Annotated in this window: 14 protein-coding genes and 1 pseudogene; 11 read left to right on the top strand and 4 right to left on the bottom strand. The window is 63.4% G+C overall.

The genetic code is table 11. The annotated features are described in order from the left end of the window. Nucleotides 1-77 precede the first annotated feature (77 nt). The 9 genes from IB279_RS15220 (at nucleotide 78) to pcaD (ending at nucleotide 8,688) form a co-directional block, all read left to right on the top strand. Nucleotides 78-1,259, top strand: coding sequence for a muconate/chloromuconate family cycloisomerase (locus IB279_RS15220; protein WP_060584588.1), 1,182 nt, complete (start codon nucleotides 78-80; stop codon nucleotides 1,257-1,259). Nucleotides 1,260-1,269: 10 nt separating this feature from the next. Next, nucleotides 1,270-1,560 carry a muconolactone Delta-isomerase gene (gene catC / locus IB279_RS15225; RefSeq protein WP_034801725.1) on the top strand — a complete coding sequence of 97 codons (291 nt, stop codon included), beginning with the start codon at nucleotides 1,270-1,272 and terminating at the stop codon, nucleotides 1,558-1,560. 75 nt (nucleotides 1,561-1,635) lie between these two features. Further along, entirely contained in the window at nucleotides 1,636-2,574 is a 939-nt protein-coding gene (catA, locus tag IB279_RS15230) for a catechol 1,2-dioxygenase (protein WP_034801723.1), read from the top strand. A 100-nt stretch (nucleotides 2,575-2,674) separates the two neighbouring features. Then, on the top strand, nucleotides 2,675-4,033 hold the full coding sequence (locus IB279_RS15235; protein ID WP_060529334.1) for a Rieske 2Fe-2S domain-containing protein: 1,359 nt from the start codon (nucleotides 2,675-2,677) through the stop codon (nucleotides 4,031-4,033). Then, a complete protein-coding gene (gene benB / locus IB279_RS15240) occupies nucleotides 4,030-4,518 on the top strand; it encodes a benzoate 1,2-dioxygenase small subunit (RefSeq protein ID WP_034801721.1) in 489 nt (162 codons plus the stop codon). Before IB279_RS15235 ends, benB begins: the two co-directional genes overlap by 4 nt. 34 nt (nucleotides 4,519-4,552) lie before the next feature. After that, entirely contained in the window at nucleotides 4,553-5,581 is a 1,029-nt protein-coding gene (benC, locus tag IB279_RS15245; RefSeq protein ID WP_060584586.1) for a benzoate 1,2-dioxygenase electron transfer component BenC, read from the top strand. Beyond that, nucleotides 5,578-6,366, top strand: coding sequence for a benzoate diol dehydrogenase BenD (gene benD / locus IB279_RS15250; RefSeq protein WP_034801719.1), 789 nt, complete (start codon nucleotides 5,578-5,580; stop codon nucleotides 6,364-6,366). Before benC ends, benD begins: the two co-directional genes overlap by 4 nt. 36 nt (nucleotides 6,367-6,402) lie before the next feature. Next, complete coding sequence (locus IB279_RS15255; RefSeq protein ID WP_082566574.1) at nucleotides 6,403-7,737, top strand: MFS transporter; 1,335 nt, start codon at nucleotides 6,403-6,405, stop codon at nucleotides 7,735-7,737. A 165-nt stretch (nucleotides 7,738-7,902) separates the two neighbouring features. Further along, a complete protein-coding gene (pcaD, locus tag IB279_RS15260; protein WP_060584584.1) occupies nucleotides 7,903-8,688 on the top strand; it encodes a 3-oxoadipate enol-lactonase in 786 nt (261 codons plus the stop codon). 141 nt (nucleotides 8,689-8,829) lie between these two features. Here the strand turns inward: pcaD and IB279_RS15265 are convergent, their stop codons facing one another. Both IB279_RS15265 and IB279_RS15270 read right to left on the bottom strand, forming a co-directional pair. After that, nucleotides 8,830-9,309, bottom strand: a complete 480-nt coding sequence (locus tag IB279_RS15265) for an SRPBCC family protein (protein WP_034801716.1) — start codon at nucleotides 9,307-9,309, stop codon at nucleotides 8,830-8,832. A gap of 9 nt (nucleotides 9,310-9,318) precedes the next feature. Continuing rightward, complete coding sequence (locus IB279_RS15270) at nucleotides 9,319-9,642, bottom strand: helix-turn-helix transcriptional regulator (protein ID WP_060521861.1); 324 nt, start codon at nucleotides 9,640-9,642, stop codon at nucleotides 9,319-9,321. 107 nt (nucleotides 9,643-9,749) lie between these two features. Here IB279_RS15270 and IB279_RS15275 point away from each other — a divergent pair, with 107 nt between their 5' ends. Then, nucleotides 9,750-10,391: a dihydrofolate reductase family protein gene (locus tag IB279_RS15275; RefSeq protein WP_060521862.1), complete on the top strand. Its 642-nt coding sequence runs from the start codon at nucleotides 9,750-9,752 to the stop codon at nucleotides 10,389-10,391. Nucleotides 10,392-10,517: 126 nt separating this feature from the next. On the opposite strand, the gene IB279_RS15280 is transcribed toward IB279_RS15275, so the two are convergent. After that, nucleotides 10,518-11,579, bottom strand: coding sequence for an alpha/beta fold hydrolase (locus IB279_RS15280; protein WP_089042894.1), 1,062 nt, complete (start codon nucleotides 11,577-11,579; stop codon nucleotides 10,518-10,520). Nucleotides 11,580-11,761: 182 nt separating this feature from the next. Between IB279_RS15280 and IB279_RS15285 the strand changes: the two genes are divergently transcribed. Then, nucleotides 11,762-12,793 (top strand): AraC family transcriptional regulator, encoded by a 1,032-nt coding sequence (locus IB279_RS15285; protein ID WP_192339326.1) that lies wholly within the window; start codon nucleotides 11,762-11,764, stop codon nucleotides 12,791-12,793. Between the two features lie 81 nt (nucleotides 12,794-12,874). On the opposite strand, the pseudogene IB279_RS15290 reads toward IB279_RS15285, so the two are convergent. Then, nucleotides 12,875-14,053 (bottom strand): annotated as a pseudogene (locus IB279_RS15290) (Do family serine endopeptidase); the annotation flags it as partial. Nucleotides 14,054-14,218 lie beyond the last annotated feature (165 nt).

A 14,218-nucleotide genomic window follows, 5' to 3' on the forward strand; every position in this document is an offset into this window, starting at 1 on the left:
ATACTATACCGTCAAGGTATCATAGGTAACCTATTTGGTGTTGGACGTCACCCGCTGCGTGGGCGCACATTCAGGTCATGAACACGACCCTTGCACCCATCGCCCCGACAGCAGCCCTCTTCCCCGTGATCGAACGGGTCGAGACCATGCTGGTCGACCTGCCGACCATCCGGCCGCACAAGCTGTCGGTCGCGACCATGACCGGCCAGACGCTGATGCTGGTGAAGGTCCATTGCAGCGACGGAACGGTCGGCATTGGCGAGGGTACGACGATCGGCGGGCTTGCCTATGGCGGCGAGAGCCCGGAAAGCATGAAGCTTGCGATCGATACCTATTTTGCGCCTGTCATGGTCGGTGAGGACGCGACCCACGTGAAGGCGCTGATGGCGCGCATCGGCAAGGCGATCAAGGAAAACCGTTTCGCCAAGAGCGCGGTGGAAACGGCGCTGCTCGACGCCCATGGAAAGCGCCTGGGTCTGCCGATCAGCGAACTGCTCGGCGGGGCACTGCGCAAGCGCCTGGCGGTCGCCTGGACGCTGGCGTCGGGTGACACGGCCAAGGATATCGCCGAGGCCGAGAAGATGCTCGAGCTACGCCGTCATCGGATCTTCAAGCTGAAGATCGGTGCCAGGCCGCTGAAGGACGATATCGCCCATGTGGCGGCGATCAAGAAGGCGCTCGGCGAGCGCGGGGCGGTGCGCGTCGACGTCAACATGGCCTGGAGCGAATTTGAGGCCGCCTACGGCATGGCAGCGCTCGCCGATGCCGGATGTGAGCTGGTCGAGCAGCCGGTGGCTTCGACCGCAGCGCTCGGTCGCCTCGTCCGCCGTTTCCCGCTGGCGCTGATGGCCGACGAGTCCCTCACCGGACCCGAGAGCGCCTTCGAGATCGCCAAGACCAAGGGGGCCGACGTCTTCGCGGTCAAGATCGAACAGAGCGGAGGTCTGTTCAATGCGCAGCGCGTGGCGGTCATCGCCGATGCCGCGGGCATTGAACTCTATGGCGGCACGATGCTGGAAGGTGGTGTCGGCACAGTGGCGTCAGCCCACGTGTTTTCCACCTTCGCCAAGCTGCAATGGGGCACGGAGCTCTTCGGTCCGCTGCTTTTGACCGAGGAAATTCTGGCGACGCCGCTCGACTACAGCGACTTCGAGCTGACGGTGCCGGATGCTCCAGGGCTCGGGATCGAACTCGATGAAGATCGGCTGAAATTCTTCGCGCGCGACGGGCTGCGCAAGACGATCAGCGTTGCGAAGTAAGGACTGAGCCATGCTGTTTCACGTCAGAATGGATGTTCGCATTCCCCACGATCTGCCTGCCGAGCAGGCGGCGGAGATCCTCGCCCGGGAAAAGGCCTATTCGCAACAGCTGCAGCAGAGCGGCAAGTGGCGGCATATCTGGCGGATCGCCGGGCAGTACGCGAACTACAGCGTCTTCGACGTGAAGGACAATGCCGAGCTGCACGAGATCCTCTCGGGGCTGCCGCTGTTCAAGTTCATGCAGATCGAGGTCACGCCGCTGCTTCGGCACCCATCCTCGATCCGCGAGGACGATAGCTGAGAATTTGTGCGTGCCGCGGCCGGGAGGTTTGGCAAGCGGCTTGAGCTTCAAGACAATCCAAGTGGAGGAATTGATATGAACGTGAAGATTTTCGACAAGCCGGAGACTCAAGCTTTCCTGAAGGTTCTGAGCGGCCTCGACAAGGACGGCGGCAACCCGCGTGTCAAAGAGATCGTGCACCGGCTGATGTCTGACCTGTTCAAGGCGATCGACGATCTCGACATCACCCCGGACGAATACTGGACCGGTATTGCCTGGCTGAACGAGATCGGCGCTGCCGGCCAGGCCGGCCTGATCTCGCCCGGCCTCGGCCTCGATCACTTCCTCGATGAACGTCTCGACGCGATCGACGAAGCGCTCGGCATCGAGAATCAGACGCCGCGCACCATCGAAGGTCCGCTCTATGTCGCCGGCGCACCGGCCTCGGAAGGCTTCGCCCGTCTCGACGATGGCCGCGACACCAATGGCCAGACGCTGATCATGCACGGCACCGTCTATGATGCCGACGGCCAGCCGCTGAAGGGCGCGACGGTCGAAGTCTGGCACTGTGACACCCGCGGTTTCTATTCGCACTTCGACCCGACCGGCCTGCAGGCGCCGTTCAACATGCGCCGCACGATCGTCACCGACGCCAAGGGCTGTTACAAGTTTCAAAGCATCGTGCCGCACGGCTACGGCGTGCCTCCGGGAAGCCCGACAGAGCAGCTGCTTTCCGCCCTTGGCCGTCACGGCCAGCGCCCGGCCCACATCCATTTCTTCATCAGCGCCGATGGGCACCGCAAGCTGACGACCCAGATCAACATCGCCGGCGACCCGCTGGTCAACGACGACTTCGCCTATGCGACGAGGGATGGCTTGGTGCCTGACGTCACCGAGCGGACCGACGAGGCGAGCATCAAGGCGAACAACCTCTCCGGCCCCTTCGCCGAGATCGAATTCGACATCCATCTCACCTCACTGGTGAACGGCGTCGACAACCAGATCAACGAGCAGCGTAAGCGCGCCGCCGCCTGATCACCTCTGCGGCGGCCGACTGAGCCGCCGCCCCCTGACATCAGACATTGTTGCAATCGCTAGAGCCGAGCACGGATCAGCCGTTTGCTGGAGAAGAACCATGTCCGCCGTTATCGACAAAGCCCAAGCCCTCGACGACCTGCTCGCCACCGCGGTCGAGGACGATCATGAGGCCGGCACGTTCCGCTGCCGCCGCGACATCTTCACCAACGAAGACCTCTTCGAGCTGGAGATGAAGCACATCTTCGAGAGCAACTGGGTCTATCTCGCCCACGAGAGCCAGATCCCCGAGAACAACGACTATTACACCACCTATATCGGCCGGCAGCCGGTTGTCGTCACCCGTGACAAGACGGGCGAACTGCACGCCGTCATCAATGCCTGTGCCCATCGCGGCGCCATGCTCTGCCGGCGCAAGCACGGCAACAAGGGCAGCTTCACCTGTCCCTTCCACGGCTGGACCTTCTCCAACACCGGCAAGCTCCTGAAGGTGAAGGACGAGAAGACGACGCAGTATCCGCCGCAGTTTGCCAAAGACGGTTCGCACGACCTGAAGCGCGTTGCCCGTTTCGAGAGCTATCGCGGCTTCCTGTTCGGCAGCCTCAATCCTGATGTCACCTCGCTCGAGGACTATCTCGGCGAAACGAAAGTCATCATCGACCAGATCGTCGACCAGGCGCCTGACGGTCTCGAGGTACTGCGCGGCAATTCCTCCTATATCTACGACGGAAACTGGAAGCTGCAGATGGAGAACGGCTGCGACGGCTATCACGTCAGCTCCGTTCACTGGAACTATGCCGCCACTATGGGCCGGCGCAACGAGGAGGGCACAAAGGCGGTCGATGCCTCGAGCTGGAGCCGCTCGATAGCCGGCGTCTACGGTTTCGACAACGGCCACATCCTGCTCTGGACCAACACCATGAACCCGGAGGTCCGGCCGATCTACAGCCACCGCGAGGAGATCAAGGCGCGCGTCGGCGAGGTGCAGGCGGATTTCATCGTCAACCAGACCCGCAATCTCTGCCTCTATCCGAACGTCTTCCTGATGGACCAGTTCAGCACGCAGATCCGCGTCACCCGTCCGATCAGCGTCGACAAGACCGAGATCAGCATCTTCTGCTTCGCGCCGAAGGGTGAAAATGCGGCCGATCGCACGCTGCGCATCCGCCAATACGAAGATTTCTTCAATGTCTCCGGCATGGGCACGGCCGACGATCTCGAGGAGTTCCGCGCCTGCCAGCAGGGTTACGCCGGCATCACCGCGCTCTGGAACGATCTCTCTCGCGGTGCGCCGCTCTGGATCGACGGTCCGGATGAGAACGCCAGGCGCATGGGCATCGCACCGCTGCTCTCGGGCGAGCGCAGCGAAGACGAAGGCCTCTTTGTCCGCCAGCACGAATATTGGGCGAAGGTGATGCGCACAGCACTTGCCTCCGAAAAGCAGGGAGCGGTCGCATGACGATCTCCTATGACACCGCCTGCGCCTTCCTCTATCGCGAAGCGCGCCTGCTCGACGACCGGCAATGGGACGAATGGCTGACCTGCTATGCGCCGGACGTCAGCTACTGGATGCCGGCCTGGGACGACGACGATCAGTTGACCGAAGATCCGCAGTCGCAGATCTCGCTGATCTATTACCCGAGCCGCGATGGCCTGGAAGATCGCGTCTTTCGCATCAAGACCGAACGCTCTGGAGCGTCCACGCCGGAGCCGCGCACAAGCCACAACGTCACCAATGTCGAGCTTGTGGCCGATCGCGGCGAGGAGGCGGACTTCCGCTACAACTTCCACACGCTCAACCACCGCTACAAGGTCACCGACCACTTCTTCGGGACCATGTTCGTCACGCTCCGCAAGAGCGGCAGTGAACTGCTGATCTCACGGAAGAAGATCGTGTTGAAGAACGACTACATCCGCCAGGTCATCGACGTCTACCACATCTGACGGCCGTCGCCTGACAGGAATGGGAGGAACAACCATGGCCAGCTACAGGATCGCTTTGAATTTCGAGGACGGCGTCACCCGCTTCGTCGAATGCAGGGACGATGAGAAGGTGCTCGACGCCGCCTTCCGCAACAAGATCAACCTGCCGATGGACTGTTCGGACGGGGTTTGCGGCACCTGCAAGTGCCGCGCCGAAAGCGGCGCCTACGACCTCGGCGACGACTTCATCGACGATGCGCTGACAGCGGACGAGGCGGCAAGCGGACTGGTGCTGACCTGCCAGATGAAGCCGTCGAGCGACTGCGTCATCGCGGTGCCGACGACAGCAGCGGCCTGTAAGACCGGACAGCAGAAGTTTACGGCGAGTGTGGCAAGCGTCGTCCCGCACAACGATGCGGCGATCGTGCTCGAACTGGATATCGAGGGCGCTGCAGCGCCGGCCTTTCTGCCGGGGCAGTACGTCAACATCGACGTGCCCGGCAGCGGCCAGAGCCGTTCCTATTCCTTCTCCTCGGCATCGGGCGAGACGCGCGTCGGCTTCCTGATCAAGAAGATCCCGGGCGGGCTGATGAGCACGTGGCTGGAACACGCCGAAGTCGGCACGAAACTGGAATTGACCGGGCCGCTCGGCAGTTTCTATCTGCGCGAGGTTCAGCGCCCCCTGCTCTTCCTCGCCGGTGGCACCGGTCTTGCGCCGTTCCTGTCGATGCTTGAGGTTCTGGCCCGCACCAACCCGGAGCAGAAAGTGCATCTGATCTACGGCGTCACCCGCGACCTCGATCTGGTGCTTGTCGACGAGATCGAAGCCTATACCAAGCGGCTTGCCAACTTCACCTTTGACACGGTGGTGGCGGATGTCGCCTCCAGCCATCCGCGCAAGGGCTGGGTGACCCAGCACATGCCCGAGGACGTGCTGAACGGCGGCGATGTCGACGTTTATCTCTGCGGCCCGCCGCCTATGGTGGACGCAGTGCGCAAGCATCTCGACGACACCGGCGTAAGGCCCAACAGTTTCCACTATGAGAAGTTCACGCCCAATGCGGTGGCGAAGGAGACAGCATGACCTCCGCTCGTTTCGAAGGACGGTTTGCCGGCAAGGCAATCGTCGTCACCGGTGCCGCGCAAGGGATCGGCCGCGCCGTGGCGCTGCGTGCCGTGGCTGAAGGCGGCAAGGTTCTCTTTGTCGACCGTGCCGATTTCGTGTCCGAGGTGGCGGCGGAGGCCGGCAGTGAATGGGCGGCTGCCTTCGTAGCCGATCTTGAAACGCACGAGGGGGCAGCCGCAGCAATGCACTTTGCCGCGGAAAAATTCGGCGGCATCGACATCCTGATCAACAATGTCGGCGGCGCCATCCGCATGCGTCCCTTTGCCGAATTCGAACCGGTGCAGATCGATGCAGAGATCCGCCGCTCGCTGATGCCGACCCTCTACTGTTGCCATGCGGTGCTGCCGCATCTCTTTGCCCGCGGTGGCGGCACCATCGTCAACGTGTCGTCCAATGCCACACGCGGCATTCACCGCGTGCCCTATTCGGCGGCCAAGGGCGGCGTCAATGCCATCACCCAGTCGCTGGCGATGGAGCTTGCCGACCGCAACATCCGCGTCGTTGCCACAGCACCGGGCGGAACCGAGGCGCCGCCGCGCCGCATCCCGCGCAATGCCGAAGGCGACAATGAGGCCGAGAAGGCCTGGATGGGCGACGTCGTCGCCCAGGTGAAGCAGTCGAGCTTCATGAAACGCTACGGCAGCATCGAAGAGCAAGCGGCGCCGATCCTGTTCCTGGCCTCCGACGAGGCCTCCTACATCACCGGCAGTGTTCTGCCGGTCGCCGGCGGCGATCTCGGCTGACGGACCTTTTTCAACGCGCTAACACCTGGGGAGGAGATGATGCGCACGATCGATGTGAATGAAGCAATTGACGGGAGCCCGCTTGGGAGCTTCCAGTGGATGGTGGTAGTGCTCTCGGCGCTGCTGTTGATCGTCGACGGTTACGACGTCTTCGTCGCCGGCACGGTGCTGCCGACGCTGATTGCCGAATGGGGCCTGAGCAAGCCGCAGGCCGGCGCGCTGCAGGCCTGGGCGCTGTTCGGCATGATGTTCGGGGCGCTGATCTTCGGCCCGCTCGCCGACCGGATCGGCCGCAAGAAGGGAATCGCCATCAGCTTCCTGCTGTTTACGCTCTCAACCCTTTTGACCGGCTTTGCCAATTCGCCGGAGCAATTCAAGATCTTCCGGTTCTTCGCCGGTCTCGGCTGCGGCGGCTTGATGCCGAATGCGGTGGCGCTGATGAACGAATATGCGCCGAAGCGTCTGCGCGGCACGCTGGTGGCGCTGATGTTCTCCGGCTATTCCGTCGGCGGCATGGTCGCTGCCGGCCTCGGTATCGGCCTCATCCCGTCCTATGGCTGGAAGCCGATGTTCTTCATCGCCGCCGTGCCGCTGCTCCTCTTGCCAGTGATCCTCTGGAAGCTGCCGGAATCGCTCGGCTTCCTTATCCGCCAGGGCAAGCAGGAAGAGGCCAAACGCATCTATGCCAAGATCGATCCGAACGCGCGTCTCGGTACCACCGACAGGCTGGTCTTCTCCGAGAGGAAGGGGGCCTCGGCATCGGTGCTGGAACTCTTCCGCCATCAGCGGACCCTGCGCACCGTGATGCTCTGGGTCGCATTCTTCTGCTGCCTACTGCTCGTCTATCTCTTGTCGTCCTGGCTGCCGAAGGTGCTGCAGGAAGCTGGCTATGCCGAGAAGGCGAGCCTGCTCAGCCTGTTCTCGCTGAATTTCGGCGGCATGGTCGGCGCCATTGCCGGCGGTTGGCTCGGTGACCGCTTCGGCCTGCCCAAGGTGGTGGTCGGTTTCTTCGTTGCCGCCGCCTTCTCGATCGCGCTGATCGGCTTCAATCCGCCGACGGGTGTCCTGTTTCTGATGGTCTTTGTTGCCGGCGCCACCACGATCGGCACGCAGATCCTGCTCTATGCCAGCGTGGCGCAGCTCTACAACCTGTCGGTTCGCTCCACCGGTTTGGGCTGGGCCTCCGGTGTCGGTCGCATCGGCGCGATCGTCGGCCCGACGCTCGGCGGCGTGCTCCTGGCGCAGGAGCTTCCGCTGCAGCAGAACTTCGCGATCTTCGCCGTACCGGCGGCGATCTCGGCTGTCGCCATGCTGGTCTTCGCGGTCAGCAACGCCCGCCGCGTGGAGATCGCGCGACTGGCGGCGGCATAGATCGAGGCGAGGCGGCCGGGCCGCGAAGGGATCGGTTGCCGCCCCTTGAGCGCGCGCTGTCGATATCTACCTATTGCAGCGCGCGTACCACCCGAGGCGCGATGTTGCGCCAAGAACGACAAAGCCGCCATTGCTGGCGGCTTTCCCGATTGGAGTTCCTGTTTCATGGCCTATCTCGACTTGTCCAGCCATCGCCTTCACTACCGCATCGAAGGCGACCAGAACGGCAACGCGCCCTGGCTGCTCTTCTGCAATTCGCTCGGCACCGACCTCTCCATGTGGGACGCGCAGATCGCCGATCTGTCGCCCCATTTCCGCGTGCTGCGCTACGATCGCCGCGGTCATGGCCAGTCCTCGGCGCCGCCGCCGCCCTATGCGCTGTCCGACCTCGGCCAGGATGTGCTCGCGCTCATGGATGGCCTGGGGATCGAGCGGACACATTTCTGCGGCCTGTCGATCGGGGGCCTGACCGGACAATGGCTAGGTATCCATGCCGGCAAACGTCTCGACAAGATCGTGCTCTGTGCCACGGCGGCGCGGATCGGGACGCCCGAGAGCTGGGGCACCCGCATCGATAGCGTCCGGGCGGACGGTCTCGCAGGGCTCGCCGCGGCCACGGCCGAACGCTGGTTCAGCCCGCAGTTTGCAGCCAGCCATGCAGAAGCCGTCGATCGCATTCTGGGCGCCTTCACCGCCACCTCGACGGACGGCTACATCGGCGGCTGCACCGCGCTCGCCGGCGCGGACCTGAGGGAGGAGATCGTAGCGATTGCCAACCCCGTGCTCGCCATCTCCGGCAACGGCGATCCGGTATGCCCGCCGGCGGACCTCGAATATATCGCCGCCCGGGTGCAGCGAGGCCGGCACCTGTCGCTGCCTGGTCGGCATATCGTCAATATCGAGTCGGCAAAGGCCTTCAATTCGGAGCTTCTCGACTTCCTTCGGCCATAGGTGCCGCGCAGATCCGTCACTTGATCGGAACGAGCGGCGACGGCTTCGCCGACGGTGCCAGTCGCAAGCTCAGACGTGGCTCCGAACAATCCTGAAAGCGGTCAATCATGAAGGCGGCGACCAACGTCCAGGCGGGCCGCGTCAGCCATCGAGCCAGGCGGCCAGACTGTCAAGCGTCTGCAGCCCGTACTCCACCGCGCCGAAGTCGATGACCGCTTGGCGGCGCTCGCGACTTGGGTGAAGCTGGCGCAGGGTCAGCACGGTCTTGCCGTCGGCCTGTTCATCGAAAGTAATCGTCATATAGAAGCGATCGGGGTCGTCGGGCTCAGCAGTGCCATAGTCCACTACGATCAATTCGTTGGGCACGATCTTCAGGAAGCGCATCAGACTGGGGAAGCGCTGCTGCCGACCATCAAACTCGCCCACCATGTCGAAGCGCCATACCCCGCCCTCACGGATGTCAGCCTCATGGTTCTCGATGCTGAAGCCAGCCGGGCCATACCATTGTGCCAGCGCTTGCGGGTCCATCCAGGCGGCGAAAACCTTTTGTCGCGGGTGCTTCAGCACCTTGACCAAAACGATTTCGCGGTCGGGCGACCAGGTCTCAAAAATCGGTTCCATTGCCGTTCCCTACGTCTTGTCCAGATAGGCTTCCAATCGGTCGAGCCGTTCGGCCCAACGTCGTCGCTCCGCTTCCATCCAGGTTGCCGCCTCTTCGAAGCGCCCCCGCTCCAGTCGACACCAGCGGCTGCGGCCACGTTTCTCGCTTGCGATAAGTCCGCAATCTTCAAGCACCTTGAGGTGCTGGGCGAAGGAGGGCAGTGCCATGTCGAAGGGCTCGGCAAGGACACTCACGGGCATCTCCCCGTCCGCAAGCCGTGAAACAACGGCGCGGCGCGTCGGGTCGCTGAGTGCATGGAAGGCAAGGTCAAGCGGGGTCGAATGATAGGGCATGCGCCACACTAAAGCGGACCGCGCACGCGCGTCAATGATAATAAGGTACTTGCCTTTGTATTCGGGTGAAATTAATAAGGCATCTACCTTACCATTAGGAGAGGCCAATGTCAGTTCGTGTCGATCTCAACATTTCCCTGGACGGTTTCGCGACAACCACAGATCAGACCCCGGACAATCCGTTTGGCGCTGATTGGCCGCGTCTGGTTGCCGCCTATGCTGCGACCCGAACGATGCGGGAGCGCGTGTTCAAGGACACGTCCGGAGCGGGCACCACGGGCGTCGATGAGCAATATGCGCAGTCATACTTCTCAAACATCGGTGCTGAGATTATGGGCGCCGCCATGTTTGGATTTCACGCTCACCCAAACGATCCCGACTGGCGCGGCTGGTGGGGGGAAGAACCTCCGTTTCGCGTCCCGGTCTTCGTGCTCACGCACAAGCCGCGGCCTCCGATCGAGATGGCCGGAGGCACCACATTTCATTTTCTGAACACGTCCCTTGCCGATGCACTCCAGCAGGCGACGAGCGCCGCGGACGGTAAGGATGTCCGTATTGGCGGCGGACCCACGGTCGTGCGCGCATATCTCAAGGCAGGCCTTGTCGATAGCTTGCATGTGGCAATCACACCCATCCTGCTCGGGCGGGGTATCCGTCTTTGGGACGATCTGCGCGGGTTGGAGGCCGGCTACACCGTCAAGGCAGAAACGGCCGAGAGTGGGACCGTCCACCTCACGTTTCAGCGCTAGCAGCGGACCAGAGCGATGGCAGCTTCTCGTCTCCTCGGACGATGCCATCTCTCCGGGCAAGACCGAAATCGAACAGACCGAGCGCAGGGCGACGCGTGTCATCGCCCTGTGGTCAGTATGACGATGCTATCGATCCGCCAGTGTTTTCTGCAGGGCCTCACGGGCAAGCTTGGCGATATCCGCATGGATCTCCACGCGAGGCCGTTCCGTCGGTTCGCAGATCGGATCGACCTCGCCGAAGGATTTAAGCAGTTCGGCAGCGCCGTCCTTGCATATCGGCAGGAAGCTGAAGTGGTCCGCTCCGGCGACCGTGGCATAGGAGCCCTTCGGCGTCAGCGCCGCCAGCGGCTCGGAAGCGACCGCAAGCGGGATCGTCTCCTTGCTGCCGAGATTGATGAAATGCATCGGGATCGCGATCGCCTTGAGGCTGTCTTCCACATAGGCCTGGGCGAGGCCGGGGTCGACGAGTACGGCGCCTTTGATCCGAGGATCCCGGTTCGACTGCTCGAAACGCGCCTTGTCGACGGTGCGAAGATCGAGCTTGTCGACGTCGACCGGCGTGTCGTCGACATAGCCCCTGCCGCCGACGAACCAGGCGCAATCCCACTTGCCGTAGCTGTCGCAGTAGCCGGCATAGGCCTCGAGGCTCGCTCTTGCCCCTGAAATCTCCATGGCGGTCGAGCCGCCGAGAGAGAATCCGAGGACGGCGATCCGCCCGGGGTCGATTGCAGCGCTCCATTGCGGATCCCGGGTGAACGTGTCGATCAATGCCGAGAGGTCGGCCGTCCTTTCCCAAAGCTTCGGCGTGTTGGCAGGCGTCGAGTCGCCGCTGGTGGTGCCGGGATGGTTGGGGCCGGCGACGATGAAGCCGGCCGCCGCGAGCTCGGCCGCAAGCCAGCTCATCGCCTCGACGCGGCCGCCCGAACCATGGGACAGAACCACCAGCGGATACCGGCCCTCGCGCAAGGGGGCGTTCTTCGCTGCGGGCGATCCCTCGAAGATGCGATTGTCGCCGACAAGCACCGGCTCACCGCCGGCTTTGGCGGGATACCAGACGGTGACGGCGAGTTGGCGTTCCCGCTTCGGTGCGGCAACGTCGATCTCGCGGACGCCTACGTCATCGGCTTGCGCCGAGGCGGCCAGGCTCAGAAGGAAGGCAGCGGCGGGAATGAACTGGAGGAGGGGCATTGGGCATCTCGCTGTGTTGGAAAAGACGGCCGATCGTCACCGACGCCCCGCTTGTCCGCGTCCTCGATCGCGATTGAGGTCGTCCCGAATCGCGATCTGGGCAATGATCCGCCCATCGAAATGCCTGCTTGCCGCTCGCCTGCCTGCCGTTTGTCTGCTCGCCTTTGTCTGAAGGACATGCCTTGATCTTTCTGCCGCTCCCGTTCGTCGTCGCCTTGCTGCTTCTTATCCTGCTTGCGTTCATGCTGCATGGCGACGAGCCAGGGCGGCGCAACCGGCCGTTCCTCGCTCTGGTGGCGCTCTGTGCGCTCCAGTCGGTGATCGTCGGGCTGCGTTGGGGCTATGACGTCACTGCGTTGAAGTTTGCGCTGCCGGTGCTTGCGAGCGGTGTGCCGCCGCTGGTGCTTGCGAGTTTCCACAGCCTGATCCGCAGAGACGAGCGCAGTGCTGCTGCGGCGGGGTGGGTCCATGCGGCGCCGACGATCGGTATGTTCGCGCTCGTGCTGTTCGCGCCGCGCTACATCGATTTCGCCTTGATCGTCGAATATGTCGGATACGCGCTGGCGCTCCTGAACCTGGCGCGCGTCGGTACGGATGCGCTGGAGGAAGCGCGCTTCGAAGGTGCGGCCGCGGCGCACCGCGCCTTGCTCATTGCCGCGTTCTCGCTCTGCCTTTCGGCGCTCTTCGATCTTGCGATCCTTCTGGATTTCGAATGGACGAGGGGCGCGAATATCGGCCTCATCGTCAGTAACGCGAACTTGCTGGGCCTGCTCTTCATCGGGCTGACAGCCATGGTCGCGGACCGTGCGCGTGCGCTTCCGGCCGCCGGCGCGGTCACCGACGAGGATCCTGTTGCAAAGCCGCAGGACCGCGAAATCCTCGACAGGATCGATCAACTGCTCGTCAGTCAGAAACTGGCCCGCGACGAAAACCTCACCTTGTCACGTCTGGCGCGGCGCGCGGGCCTGCCCGCCCGGCAGATATCGACCGCCGTCAATCGGCTGGCGGGCAAGAACGTCTCGCAATACATCAACGATATCCGGATTGCTGAGGCCTGCCGGCTGTTGCGCGAAACCGACATGTCGGTGACCGCGGCCATGCTGGAATCCGGCTTTCAGACGAAATCGAATTTTAATCGCGAGTTTCTCCGCGTCACCGACTTGAGCCCCGTCGCCTGGCGCGAGCAGAACCGGACCGGAGCGCTTGCCGCCTGACTGATGCCATGGCGATGCCCGGCCGCGGTGCGGCCGGGCTGGTTGGAGGCAAGGTGTGCGGTGACGTACTTGCGACGGTTACTGCTGGTCTGCGGCATTGTCGCCGATCGTGATCGCAACATCCTTCGTCTTGCCGGTCCGCCATAGGCTCAGGTTCTTCGAGGTGCCGGGCGAGAGGTCGGCGACCATGCGCGACAGGTCACGCGGCGACTTCACCGGGTTGCCGCCAAGCGCGATGATGATGTCGCCGGCCTTGATGCCGGCCTTGGCGGCGGGCGTTCCGCCATTGACGCCGGCAACGAGCGCGCCCTCCGGCTGGGCAAGGCCGATGGCGTCGGCGATATCAGCCGTGACCGGCTGTATCTGCACGCCGATGAAGCCGTGCTGGATCGAACCATCCTTCATCAATTCAGTGACGACCTTCTGCGCCTGGTCCGAGGGGATGGCGAAGCCGACGCCGACGCTACCGCCGTTCGGCGAATAGATCGCCGTGTTGATGCCGACCACCTGGCCCTTTGCATCGACCAGCGGTCCGCCGGAATTGCCGTGGTTGATCGGGGCGTCAATCTGGATGAAATCGTCATAGGGACCGCTGTGCAGGTCGCGGCCGCGCGCCGAGACGATCCCCGAGGTGACCGTCGTGCCGATGCCGAACGGGTTGCCGATCGCCAGCACCTGGTCGCCAACCCGCAAGGTGTCGGAATCACCCCAGGCAACTGTTGCGAGCGGCTTCGGCGCCGTGATCTTCAGGACCGCGAGGTCGTTCTTCGGGTCGGCGCCGACAAGCTTGGCCGGCACTTGCGTGCCGTCGTCGAGCGTCACCATGATGCTCGATGCCTTGTCGATGACGTGGTTGTTGGTGACGACGTAGCCGTCCGCGGTCACGATGAAACCTGAGCCGAGCGCTTCGGCCCGTTGAGGCTGACGCTGCTCAGGCGCCTGGTCCGGCAAGGGGATGCCCTGATCGTGGAAGAATTGGCGGAATTGTTCGTCGAAGGGCGAGTTTCCGCCCGGTTGCGTCGGTTCGCTCGTGCCCACGTTGTCGGCCTTGATCACGGTCGTCACGGTGACGACCGCCGGCTTGTCTGCCGACACGACCGGCGCGAAGGATCCGCCGGATGTGGCCGGGACTGCAACGGCCGGACTGGCCGCCGCAGCGACCACGTCATGGCCTGTGAAGGCTGCTACGGACAAGGGCGCAATGATGACGGCTGCGCCAAGGAGGGCGGCAGCTCGATACCTCGTGAGAATGTTTGACATGATCCTGTTCCTTTCGCTGCCTGTTTGCCGGACGAACTTGGCCGGACGCAGCCCGAGCCAGGTCGGGTCTGCGGCGCACCGTCGGCCGGCATTGGATTAAGTGGGCGGTCTGGTTGCCGAAGGACCAGGCCCTTGAGCGGGCCCGGCCCCATCGGTTACGGCTCA

The organism is Ensifer sp. ENS06 (assembly GCF_014852205.1).
In the GTDB taxonomy this organism is placed as follows: domain Bacteria; phylum Pseudomonadota; class Alphaproteobacteria; order Rhizobiales; family Rhizobiaceae; genus Ensifer; species Ensifer adhaerens.

Coding starts and splice junctions, on each gene's coding strand:
- IB279_RS15220 (WP_060584588.1), top strand. CDS start 78: ATGAACACGACCCTTGCACCCATCGCCCCGACAGCAGCCCTCTTCCCC.
- catC (WP_034801725.1), top strand. CDS start 1,270: ATGCTGTTTCACGTCAGAATGGATGTTCGCATTCCCCACGATCTGCCT.
- catA (WP_034801723.1), top strand. CDS start 1,636: ATGAACGTGAAGATTTTCGACAAGCCGGAGACTCAAGCTTTCCTGAAG.
- IB279_RS15235 (WP_060529334.1), top strand. CDS start 2,675: ATGTCCGCCGTTATCGACAAAGCCCAAGCCCTCGACGACCTGCTCGCC.
- benB (WP_034801721.1), top strand. CDS start 4,030: ATGACGATCTCCTATGACACCGCCTGCGCCTTCCTCTATCGCGAAGCG.
- benC (WP_060584586.1), top strand. CDS start 4,553: ATGGCCAGCTACAGGATCGCTTTGAATTTCGAGGACGGCGTCACCCGC.
- benD (WP_034801719.1), top strand. CDS start 5,578: ATGACCTCCGCTCGTTTCGAAGGACGGTTTGCCGGCAAGGCAATCGTC.
- IB279_RS15255 (WP_082566574.1), top strand. CDS start 6,403: ATGATGCGCACGATCGATGTGAATGAAGCAATTGACGGGAGCCCGCTT.
- pcaD (WP_060584584.1), top strand. CDS start 7,903: ATGGCCTATCTCGACTTGTCCAGCCATCGCCTTCACTACCGCATCGAA.
- IB279_RS15265 (WP_034801716.1), bottom strand. CDS start 9,309: ATGGAACCGATTTTTGAGACCTGGTCGCCCGACCGCGAAATCGTTTTG.
- IB279_RS15270 (WP_060521861.1), bottom strand. CDS start 9,642: ATGCCCTATCATTCGACCCCGCTTGACCTTGCCTTCCATGCACTCAGC.
- IB279_RS15275 (WP_060521862.1), top strand. CDS start 9,750: ATGTCAGTTCGTGTCGATCTCAACATTTCCCTGGACGGTTTCGCGACA.
- IB279_RS15280 (WP_089042894.1), bottom strand. CDS start 11,579: ATGCCCCTCCTCCAGTTCATTCCCGCCGCTGCCTTCCTTCTGAGCCTG.